The sequence below is a fragment of the Mycobacterium sp. genome, assembly GCF_036490025.1.
Taxonomy (GTDB): domain Bacteria; phylum Actinomycetota; class Actinomycetes; order Mycobacteriales; family Mycobacteriaceae; genus Mycobacterium.
In genome coordinates this window covers 50,484-61,218 of record NZ_DASXEP010000035.1, presented here as the reverse complement: position 1 = coordinate 61,218, position 10,735 = coordinate 50,484, and the positions used below count along the sequence as shown (strand labels likewise).

General features: G+C 65.4%; 10 protein-coding genes. 4 read left to right on the top strand and 6 right to left on the bottom strand.

Annotation, left to right across the window (positions count from 1 at the left end):
- The 4 genes from VGG53_RS04590 to VGG53_RS04575 form a co-directional block, all read right to left on the bottom strand.
- Positions 1 to 430 (bottom strand): methylated-DNA--[protein]-cysteine S-methyltransferase (locus tag VGG53_RS04590; protein ID WP_331516808.1); only part of this gene is annotated, 430 nt, incomplete at its 3' end.
- Positions 427 to 1,923, bottom strand: coding sequence for an AlkA N-terminal domain-containing protein (locus tag VGG53_RS04585; RefSeq protein ID WP_331516807.1), 1,497 nt, complete (start codon positions 1,921 to 1,923; stop codon positions 427 to 429). The genes VGG53_RS04585 and VGG53_RS04590, both read right to left, overlap by 4 nt.
- 32 nt (positions 1,924 to 1,955) lie before the next feature.
- On the bottom strand, positions 1,956 to 2,828 hold the full coding sequence (locus VGG53_RS04580; protein ID WP_331516806.1) for a chloride channel protein: 873 nt from the start codon (positions 2,826 to 2,828) through the stop codon (positions 1,956 to 1,958).
- 243 nt (positions 2,829 to 3,071) lie between these two features.
- Positions 3,072 to 4,679, bottom strand: a complete 1,608-nt coding sequence (locus VGG53_RS04575; protein ID WP_331516805.1) for an adenylate/guanylate cyclase domain-containing protein — start codon at positions 4,677 to 4,679, stop codon at positions 3,072 to 3,074.
- Positions 4,680 to 4,728: 49 nt separating this feature from the next.
- On the opposite strand from VGG53_RS04575, the gene nucS reads away from it, so the two are divergent.
- Both nucS and VGG53_RS04565 read left to right on the top strand, forming a co-directional pair.
- Positions 4,729 to 5,400, top strand: a complete 672-nt coding sequence (gene nucS / locus VGG53_RS04570; RefSeq protein ID WP_331516804.1) for an endonuclease NucS — start codon at positions 4,729 to 4,731, stop codon at positions 5,398 to 5,400.
- 22 nt (positions 5,401 to 5,422) lie between these two features.
- The gene (locus VGG53_RS04565) at positions 5,423 to 5,719 is read left to right on the top strand and encodes a hypothetical protein (protein ID WP_331516803.1); all 297 of its coding nucleotides are present in this window, start codon (positions 5,423 to 5,425) and stop codon (positions 5,717 to 5,719) included.
- 4 nt (positions 5,720 to 5,723) lie between these two features.
- Here VGG53_RS04565 and mce read toward each other — a convergent pair whose 3' ends face one another.
- On the bottom strand, positions 5,724 to 6,206 hold the full coding sequence (gene mce, locus VGG53_RS04560) for a methylmalonyl-CoA epimerase (protein WP_331516802.1): 483 nt from the start codon (positions 6,204 to 6,206) through the stop codon (positions 5,724 to 5,726).
- Between the two features lie 82 nt (positions 6,207 to 6,288).
- Here mce and VGG53_RS04555 point away from each other — a divergent pair, with 82 nt between their 5' ends.
- Positions 6,289 to 7,470 (top strand): acetyl-CoA C-acetyltransferase, encoded by a 1,182-nt coding sequence (locus VGG53_RS04555; protein WP_331516801.1) that lies wholly within the window; start codon positions 6,289 to 6,291, stop codon positions 7,468 to 7,470.
- Positions 7,471 to 7,632: 162 nt separating this feature from the next.
- A complete protein-coding gene (locus tag VGG53_RS04550; protein ID WP_331516800.1) occupies positions 7,633 to 8,535 on the top strand; it encodes a tetratricopeptide repeat protein in 903 nt (300 codons plus the stop codon).
- Between the two features lie 4 nt (positions 8,536 to 8,539).
- Here VGG53_RS04550 and glgB read toward each other — a convergent pair whose 3' ends face one another.
- Complete coding sequence (glgB, locus tag VGG53_RS04545; protein WP_331516799.1) at positions 8,540 to 10,735, bottom strand: 1,4-alpha-glucan branching protein GlgB; 2,196 nt, start codon at positions 10,733 to 10,735, stop codon at positions 8,540 to 8,542.

Genomic DNA, 10,735 nt, shown 5'->3' with positions numbered 1-10,735 from the left:
CAACACCACCGCCGTACCCGGTGAGGCTGCCACTGGCACCGATCACCCGGTGACACGGGACGACGATGGCGATCGGGTTGTGGCCGTTGGCCAATCCGACGGCGCGGGCGGCGCCAGGCGCGCCAATCTGTTCTGCGATGTGTCCGTATGACCCGGTCTCTCCGAACGGGATCGTCAGCAGCGCCTGCCAGACCCGCCGCTGAAACTCGGTGCCCCGCAGATCGAGCTCGAGGTCGAAGGTGGTGAGCTGGCCGTCGAAATACCCGGTCAGTTGATCCACGGCGTCGCTGAATGCCGTGGGATTGGAGGACCAGCCGGTGCGGCTCGGTTCGTAGGTCTGGTCGACCATCCGCAGGTTGGTGAGGACCTGGTCGTGGCCCGCCAGTGTCAAGAGTCCGATCGGACTGTCGATGGTGCGGTAGTGAGTCATGCGATCTCCTTGGATGGCCAGTGGTTCACCGGATGCTCCAGCGCTGTCCACAGATGCTGGGTGGCGTAGGAACGCCAAGGGCGCCACCGGCGGCTTCGCTCGCTCAGTTCTCGGTGATCGCTCGCCAACCCCAATTGTTCGGCGGCCAAACGTAATCCGAGGTCGCTGGCCGGGAAGGCGTCGGGATCCCCCAGACCGCGCATTGCGATCACCTCCGCCGTCCACGGACCGATGCCGGGCACCGCGAGAAGTTGACTGCGAGCCTCCTCCCAATCGCAACCGGCGTCCAACACAACACTGCGATCGGCCAGCCCGGCGATGAGGGCGGTGACCGTTCGCCGGCGTGCGTTCGGCAGGGCCAGATGGACGGGATCGACTTCGCGGAGTTGCTCGATTGACGGAAATGTATGCGTCAGTGCGCCGTTCGCGTCATCTAGCGGATCGCCGTAGGCCATCACCAATCTGCTGGCATGGGTCCGCGCAGCCTTGATTGATACCTGCTGGCCCAGCACCACCCGGACCGCGAGTTCGGCCTCGTCCACGGTGCGCGGTATGCGCTGTCCGGGTGCCTTGGCTACCACCGGGGCCAGGGCGGCATCGGAACTCAATAGGTCGATGACGGCATCCGGGTCGGCGTCGAGATCGAGTAGTCGCCGGCAGCGCGCGACCGCGGTGGTCAGGTCACGGAAATCGTCGAGCACCAGAACGCATCGGACATGATCCGGTGCCGGTGTCAGGCTGGCGATTCCGTTGCCGAATGGTAGCCGGAGGGTCCGTCGATAGGCGCCTTCGCGCACCTCCTCGCATCCGGGGACCACGCTGGCGGCAAGATGGCCGAATACTCCCTCGTAGGCGAACGGAACCCGCACCGGCAGCCGCAGCGACACCGTTCCCGGTGATCGCAGATCCATTGCGGCACGGCCTGGTCGAGCGGTCGCGCGTCTGCGCAATTCTGTCGGGGTGCTGTCGCACACCAAGCGCACCGTGTCGTTGAATTGCCGGATGCTGGAAAAGCCTGCGGCATAAGCGACGTCGCCGAAAGGCAAATCTGTCGTCTCGATCAACACCCGTGCGGTCTGTGTGCGCTGCGCGCGGGCCAAGGCAAGCGGACCGGCGCCGGTCTCGGTTTGCAGTAATCGCTGCAGCTGTCGTGTGGTGTAGCCGAGGTGGGCGGCCAGGGCTCCGACGCCCTCGCGGTCGACAATGCCGTCGGCGATCAGCCGCATGGCCCGCGCGACGAGGTCGCCGCGAACGTTCCACTCCGGCGAGCCAGGTGAGGCGTCCGGGCGGCAGCGCTTGCACGCCCGGAAGCCGGCGCGCTGCGCGGCTGCCGCAGTCGGATAGAACCGCACATTACGGGCGAACGGTGGCCGGACGGGACAGCTGGGGCGGCAATAAATCCCGGTGGTCTGCACTGCGGTGACGAACCAACCGTCAAACCGAGCGTCCTTGGATTGGACGGCGCGGTAGCAGCGATCGAAGTCTTCGTGCACGGTTCGACAATTACACCCAGCCACCGACATTACTAGCGGAAAAGCGACATCGTGGTTCGACGCGCCACAGCCAGGATATTCGCCGCGTGCCGCAACGTGTCGCGAGTCCCGACAGTGCCGCCCACCGGAACGCCGGGCGGTTCGCGGCCCATGACCTCTTCGACGAAAAAGGCCTCCAACGGGTCGGTGGTGTAGTCACGGGTCAGATGCAGTCCACGCCGAGCGATCTTCTCGGTCAGAACCGCGCGGTCGAGCATCAGCACCGACGCGGCGTAGGCGGTGATCGAGGCAATGATCAGAGGAAACAGCGCGGGCCAGGCACGGGTGAGTTCGAGGGTGAATACGATTCCGGTCAGCGGCGCGCGCATCGTGCCGCCGACCACGGAGGCCAACCCTAGAATCGCCCAGAACCCAGGGAACACGGACGGGAACCATTGTCCGACAAGGGCTCCGAGCGCGCCACCGATCATGAATACCGGCGCCAGCACGCCGCCTGAGGTGCCGGAGCCCAGCGACAACGACCAGATTGCCGTTTTCACAATGAGAATCCCGACTATGAGCGACAGGGTGGCGTGGCCAGTCAACAGCGCGTCGATGACGTCGTAGCCGACGCCGAGTGCTCGCGGCTCGATTAACCCGCCTAGCCCGATCACGATGCCGCCGATCGCGGGCCACCACGTCCAGTGAATTGGCAGCCGCGAAAAAGCATCTTCGGACAGGTACACCAATCGGGTGGCAACGATGGCGACCGCGGCACCGCACGCACCGATGACAAGTGCCAACAGGTCAATGTTCCAATGGATTTGGGCGACGTGTGCGTTCACCGGGAACATCGGGTCGGCGCCCAGGATGAGTTGGCGCACGACCGTGGCGACTGCGACTGCGGCGCTGACCGCAAGCACCACGCCGCACCTGCTGCCAGCGCGCCGATGGGGACGGCGAGCGCTGCTATGAGCAGCATCCGGCGATCGACCACGAAGTCCGCCAACCGAGTGCTCACAATCGGACCCCATCGCAGTTCGGCACGCCGCATGCGTCCAACCGGCACGTCAAGCCGGCATGAAGATCATCGACCACTTCCGCACTATCGCGCACCATGCTGGAGCGCTCCTGCGGGGTACCCGGCGCGTGAGCGGCGACTGACGACACTAGACGGGTGCCGCCAGCTGCGTCGGCTGATCATGACCACGCAGCGTCACGGTTTCGCCCAAAGACCAATGGGCCTGCTCGTCGTCGCTCGCGGCGTTGACGGTGTCCGAAGACGCCAATAGTCGATTCGGCTCATTTTTGGCCAGCTCGCACAACCGGGCGGCCTCGTTGACCGGCTCACCGATCACGGTGTATTCGAACCTCTCTTTGGCGCCGACGTTGCCGGCGACGGCTTGCCCGGCGGTGACCCCGATGCCGGCCGGGCACTCGGGCACCTCACTCTCGAGGCGTCGGGCAATGGCGCGGGCGGCACCGAGCGCTCCATCTTCCGGTCGGTCGAGGTGGTTGGGCGCGCCGAACACCGCCAGCGCCGCATCGCCTTCGAATTTGTTGACCAGTCCGCAGTGCCGGTCGACCTCTTCGACGATGACCGCAAAAAACCGGTTGAGTAGCCGCACGACATCCGCGGCCGGCCGACTCGTCACTAATTGCGTCGAGCCGACGATATCGACGAAAACCACTGCGACATGGCGTTCTTCGCCACCGAGTTCGGGCTTGTCCCGTTCGGCGGCGGCGGCGACTTCGCGTCCGACGTGACGGCCGAACAAGTCGCGCACCCGCTCGCGCTCGCGCAACCCGTCGACCATTGAGTTGAATCCGCGTTGCAGCTCACCGAGTTCGGTGCCGTCGAAAACCACCAAATCGCCACGCAGATCACCGTCTTCGACACGCTTGAGCGCCGCCCGCACCACCCGTACCGGTGTGGCCGTCAACCAGGCCAGAATCCACATCAAGACAAAGCCGAAAATCAGTGCGGCGGTTGATATCACCAAGACCGCGACCGCTAATTGGGTCTTGCTCAGATTGCGGAGCAGCAGGCCGCCCAACAACGCGGTAAGGGCGATACCGAACACCGGGACACCAGAACCCAGCAGCCACACCGTCAAAGTCCGGCCCATGATCCCGGGAGCCAATCGTCGTGGAGCGCGTCCCGCTTGGAGGGCCTGCGCAGCCACTGGGCGGAGCGCGAACTCGGTAAACAGATAACAGGCGGTAGACACCAAGATGCCGCAGAAGCTGACGCAGAGACCGACGATCGGGATAAAGGTGCTGTCGGCCAAGCCGTAGAGCGTCGTCAGCAACACCGCGCCAACGACCCACAACACCAGCACACCGAACGCCAACCAGAACGGAGCCACGAACGTGGCGCGTTCGTCGGAAGGGGTGGGTTCGCATTCTTCGATCGCCCACCGCAGGGCGCCGATGGTCCGGCGGGTTATCCAGTAGGTGCCGAGCGCCAGCGCGCCGACGCAGTAGGCCGGCATGACGGCGAAGGTGATCCACAGTGGCGCGTCGCCGAAGATACTCGGGGCGGGGAAGGCGACGGTCAACAGGAGTCCCGTAACGCCGATTCCGATCACGTTCGCCCCGACGATGAAGACGGTCAGGATGAGCTGGATACGCACTCGCCGGCGGCCCTGGCTCTCCGCGACTCTTCCCAGCAACCAAGAACCGTAGGCTGGGGTTTCCGGTAGCCGACCGCTCTGCCGGGTGACCACCTCCAGCAGTCGACCCAGACGCTGCGCGAATGTTCTTGTGGCCATCATGGTGGCGTCAGCCTAATTGCTGCTGCCGCCTGCGTTTAAGGTGAGTCGCGTGCGCCTCGTCATCGCCCGATGCACGGTGGATTACGTCGGACGACTCACCGCTCATCTGCCCTCGGCACGCCGGCTCCTGCTGTTCAAGGCGGACGGCTCGGTGAGCGTGCACGCCGACGACCGCGCCTACAAACCGCTGAACTGGATGAGCCCGCCGTGTTGGTTCACCGAAGAGCTCGACGCCGAGGTGCCGGTCTGGGTGGTGCAGAACAAAGCCGGCGAGCAGTTGCGCATCACCGTCGAGGACATCGAGCATGACTCCAACCATGAACTGGGGCTCGATCCGGGGCTGGTCAAGGACGGCGTCGAAGCCCATCTGCAGGTGTTGCTGGCCGAGCACGTCGAGCTGCTCGGAGCCGGCTACACCTTGGTGCGCCGCGAGTACATGACGCCAATCGGGCCGGTCGACCTGTTGTGCCGCGACGAAGAGGGCCGCTCAGTCGCGGTGGAAATCAAGCGGCGCGGCGAAATCGACGGTGTCGAGCAGCTCACCCGCTACCTGGACTTGCTCAACCGGGACAGCCTGCTGGCGCCCGTGAGTGGGGTGTTCGCCGCGCAACAGATCAAGCCGCAGGCGAAAACTTTAGCGACGGACCGCGGGATTCGTTGTCTGACACTGGATTACGACATGATGCGCGGTATGGATTCCGACGAGTACCGGTTGTTCTGAGTTGCCTCACTAGACTGGTGCGATGGCTCGACGCCGCAGTTCATCGCGTCGGCAGCAGCCTTTTCGGCCGCTGCCGGTGCCGCGCCGGATCGAGAGCGGGCCGGACGGCCGCGACTACGAGGTACGGCCGGTAGCCGCCGCGCGAGCATCCAAGACGTATCGCTGCCCGGGCTGCGATCACGAAATTCGTTCGGGCACAGCACATGTGGTGGTGTGGTTAGCCGATTTCGATGAAGTGGCCGTCGATGACCGGCGGCACTGGCACACGCCGTGCTGGGCCAACAGGTCGACGCGCGGGCCGACGCGCAAGTGGTCGTGAAAAGTCAGTTCGCGGGATCTGAGTCGGTGGCCGGTTCGACCAGCTCGATCAGGACGCCGCCGGCATCTTTGGGGTGGATGAAGTTGATCCGCGAGTTCGCTGTGCCGCGCCGGGGCGCTTCGTAGAGCAGCCGGATTCCCTGCTCGCGCAGGCGCTCACTCAGCACCTCGAGGTCGCTGACCCGGTACGCCAGCTGCTGGATGCCGGGCCCCCGCTTGTCGAGGAACTTCGCGATCACCGACGACTCGTCGATCGGAGCCATCAGCTGAACCTGCGCGCTGCCGACCGCTGCTCCGCGCACCGACAGCATCGCCTCGCGAATTCCTTGATCGTCGTTGACTTCTTCATGCAGCACGATCATGCCGAGGTGGTCGTGGTACCACGCAATCGCTGCGTCCAGGTCGGGGACCGCGATGCCGACGTGGTCGACCGCAGTCACCAGGGCGGTGCTGAGCACTCGACGGGCGTCAACTTGATCGGTGGTCATAACGTAACGGTAACCTGACGGGAAAGAATCCGCTTCTCCCGATCTTCTCGGTCGGCTGTTGAACCCCGCTGTGGAGGTAGTCATGACGACATCGGTGATCGTTGCTGGAGCACGAACGCCGGTCGGCAAGCTGATGGGCTCGCTGAAGGACTTCAGTGCCAGCGATCTGGGTGCCGTCGCGATCCGGGCAGCGCTGGACAAGGCCAACGTGCCCGCCGCGCTGGTCGAGTACGTGATCATGGGCCAAGTGCTGACCGCGGGGGCCGGCCAGATGCCGGCCCGGCAATCCGCCGTCGCGGCCGGCATCGGTTGGGATGTGCCGTCGCTGACCATCAACAAGATGTGTCTGTCCGGCATCGACGCCATCGCCCTGGCTGACCAGCTCATTCGGGCCGGCGAGTTCGACGTGGTGGTGGCCGGCGGCCAGGAGTCCATGACCAAGGCTCCGCACCTGCTCGTCGACAGCCGGGCCGGCTACAAGTACGGCGACGTCACCGTGCGCGACCACATGGCCTACGACGGCCTGCACGACGTGTTCACCGATCAGCCGATGGGTGCGCTCACCGAGCAGCGCAACGACCTCGACAAGTTCACCCGCCTCGAGCAGGACGAGTTCGCGGCGCGCTCGCACCAGAAGGCTGCTGCAGCGTGGAAGGACGGCGTCTTCGCCGACGAGGTCGTGCCGGTCAGCATCCCGCAGCGCAAGGGCGATCCGCTGCAGTTCGCCGAGGACGAGGGGATCCGGGCCAACACCACCGCCGAATCGCTGGCCGGTCTCAAGCCGGCGTTCCGCAAGGACGGCACTATCACCGCCGGTTCGGCATCGCAGATCTCCGACGGCGCGGCAGCGGTTGTCGTGATGAACAAGGACAAGGCCACCGAGCTGGGGTTGACCTGGCTGGTCGAGATCGGCGCGCACGGCGTGGTCGCCGGCCCGGACTCGACGCTGCAGTCACAGCCGGCCAACGCGATCAAAAAGGCGCTGGGCCGCGAAGGTATCTCCGTCGACCAGCTCGACGTGGTGGAGATCAACGAGGCATTTTCCGCGGTGGCGCTGGCGTCGACCCAGGAACTCGGCATCGATCCCGAGATCGTCAACGTCAACGGCGGCGCGATCGCGATCGGGCATCCGATCGGCATGTCCGGTGCCCGGATCACCCTGCACGTTGCTCTCGAGTTGGCGCGCCGCGGATCCGGGTACGGCGTTGCTGCGCTGTGTGGAGCCGGCGGTCAGGGCGACGCGCTGATTCTGCGCGCTGGCTAGTTACCGGCCAGTACGCCCAGTCGCCGATGAATCTGCTGCGGCCTCGGGACGTTTGCTGGCGTCGTAGTCGCCATGGTGCGTCGACGGTGAATGTGACGTTGGTCATAAGACCGGCTGAACCGGATGAAACGCGATCGACGGCTGCGTGCCAGACTTGATCACGTGAGCCGTCCTCGACCTCCGATCGGGCCCGCGTTGAACGGCGCAGTCGATCTGTCCACCCTCAAACAAAGCCCGCCTGCCGCTGGCGAGACCCATGGCGACGGGTCGGCGGCAGCCGCCGGCGTCGAGGTCAACGAGGCCAACTTCGAACAAGAGGTGCTGCTGCGCTCCAACCAGGTGCCGGTCGTCGTGCTGCTGTGGTCGCCGCGCAGCGATGTCTGCCTGCAGCTGGCCGAAACCTTGTCCGGCCTGGCCGCCGCCGACAACGACAGATGGTCACTCGCGAGTGTCAACGTCGACGTGGCGCCCCGGGTAGCCCAGATCTTCGGCGTCGAAGTGGTCCCGACCGTCGTGGCATTGGCTGGCGGACAACCACTTTCCAGCTTCCAGGGCATGCAGCCGCCCGAGCAGCTACGCCGCTGGATTGACTCGCTGCTGTCGGCTACCGACGGAAAGCTCGGCGATGCGACAGAATCCGACGAGCCAGAGGAAGTCGATCCGGCCCTCGCACAGGCGCGCCGGCAGCTCGAGGACAACGACTTGGCCTCCGCCGCGGACTCCTATCAGGCGATCCTGGACGCCGACCCGAACCATGCCGAAGCCAACGGCGCGGTGCGCCAAATCGCATTTCTGGTGCGGGCGACCGCGCACGGGCCGGATGCGGTCGCCGTCGCCGACGCCGCGCCCGATGACATCGAGGCGGCCTTCGCCGCGGCCGACGTCCAGATCCTCAGCCAGGATGTCGAAGGCGCCTTCAACCGTTTGGTCGCGTTGGTGCGACGGACGGCCGATGACGAGCGGACGTCGGTGCGCACCCGGCTGATCGAGCTGTTCGAGCTGTTCGATCCCGCCGACCCGAAAGTCATTGCGGCCCGGCGCAACCTCGCCAACGCGCTGTACTGACCGACTATTCGGGCTCCAGCCACAACGCCGACATCGGCGGCAATGCCAGCACCGCCGACGCCGGGCGCCCGTGCCACGGCTCACCGGTCGCGTCGACGCCGCCCAGGTTGCCGATACCACTGCCTTTGTAATCGATTGCGTCGGTGTTGAGCACCTCGCGCCACCGCCCGACGCTGGGCAGGCCGAGACGGTAGCCGCTGTGCTCGGAGCCGGCGAAGTTGAACACGCAAGCCATCACCGAGCCGTCGCTGCCGTAACGCAGAAAACTCAGCACGTTGTTGGCGGAGTCGTTGGCATCAATCCAGGAATAGCCCTCCGGCTTGATGTCTTGGCTCCACAGCGCGGAGGAGTTTCGGTAGATCGTGTTGAGGTCTTGCACTAAACGTGAGATCCCGGTGGAGAAGCTGTTCTCGTCGAGTTGGAACCAATCGAGGCCGTGTTCCTCGGACCATTCGGCGCGTTGCCCGAATTCCTGCCCCATGAACAGCAGCTGCTTGCCCGGGTGCGACCATTGGTAGGCCAGCAGGCCGCGCAAACCGGCGGCCTTCACGTGGTCGTTGCCCGGCATCCGTCCCCACAGCGTGCCCTTGCCATGCACGACCTCATCGTGGCTGATCGGCAGGACGAAGTTTTCGCTGAACGCGTACAGCATCGAGAAGGTGATCGCGTGGTGGTGATAACTGCGATACACCGGATCGCGACCCACGTAGTCCAGCGTGTCGTGCATCCAGCCCATGTTCCATTTCATCGAGAAGCCCAGGCCGCCAACGGTCGTCGGCCTGGTGACGCCCGGCCACGACGTCGACTCTTCGGCGATGGTCACGATCCCAGGCGCCGCTTTGTGGGCCGTGGCGTTCATCTCCTGCAGGAATTGGACGGCTTCCAGGTTCTCGCGGCCGCCGTAGATATTCGGCGTCCACCCGCCTTCCGGGCGTGAGTAGTCGAGGTAGAGCATCGACGCGACGGCGTCGACCCGCAGGCCGTCGATATGGTATTCCTCGAGCCAGTACAGCGCATTGGCTACCAGGAAATTGCGCACCTCGGCCCGGCCGAAATCGAAGACGTAAGTGCCCCAATCGAGTTGCTCGCCGCGGCCGGGGTCGGAGTGCTCGTAGAGCGGTGTGCCGTCGAAGCGGCCGAGAGCCCATGCGTCCTTGGGGAAGTGGGCGGGCACCCAGTCCACGATGACGCCGATCCCGGCGGCGTGCAGCGCGTCGACGAGCGCGCGGAATTCATCGGGCGTGCCGAATCGGGACGTCGGCGCGTAGTACGACGTGACCTGGTATCCCCATGACCCGGCGAACGGATGCTCGGCGACGGGCAGCAGTTCGATGTGGGTAAACCCATGCGCCAGAACGTAATCCGTCAGCTCACGAGCAAGGTCGCGATACGACAGGCCCGGTCGCCACGAGCCCAGGTGGACTTCGTAGGTGCTCATCGGCTCGAACACCGCGTTGCGCTTGGCGCGCGCCGTCATCCAGGCGCCGTCAGCCCAGCGGTAGTCGCTCACGTTCACCCGTGAGGCGGTGTGTGGAGGTACCTCGGTGGCGAACGCCATCGGGTCAGCACGGTCGGTGATCGAGCCGTCGGCGCCGTGCACCCGGAATTTGTACAACCCGTCGCGGGGAAAGCCGGGCCAGAACAATTCCCACACACCCGACGAGCCGAGCGCCCGTAACGGGGCATCATTACCGTTCCAGCCGTTGAATTCCGCGATCAGGCTGACGCCCTTGGCGTTCGGCGCCCACACGGCGAAGGACACACCTTCGACCACACCGTCGGCGGTGGTGAACGAACGTGGATGGGCGCCAAGGACTTCCCACAGCCGCTCATGGCGTCCCTCGTTGAACAGATGTAGGTCGACTTCGCCCAATGTCGGCAGGAAGCGATAGGCGTCGGCGCCTGTCTGTGGGCCGGCGTCGTCGTAGATCACTTCGAGGCGGTAGTCGATGAGGTTGGCGAACGGCAGTGCCACCGCGAACAATCCGGAGTCGATGTGCTGCAACGGGAACCGGTCTCCGCCGACGAGTGCGACCACGTTGGTGGCGTGCGGTCGGAAGGCGCGGATGACGGTGTGGTCGCCGTATTCGTGGGCGCCGAGGATGCCGTGCGGGTTGTGGTGCTCGCCGGCTACCAGCCGGGCCAGGTCACTGGGCTCGGGCGCCAGGTGGGTCCTGGCGAGTTGGTCAGTGGACTTCAT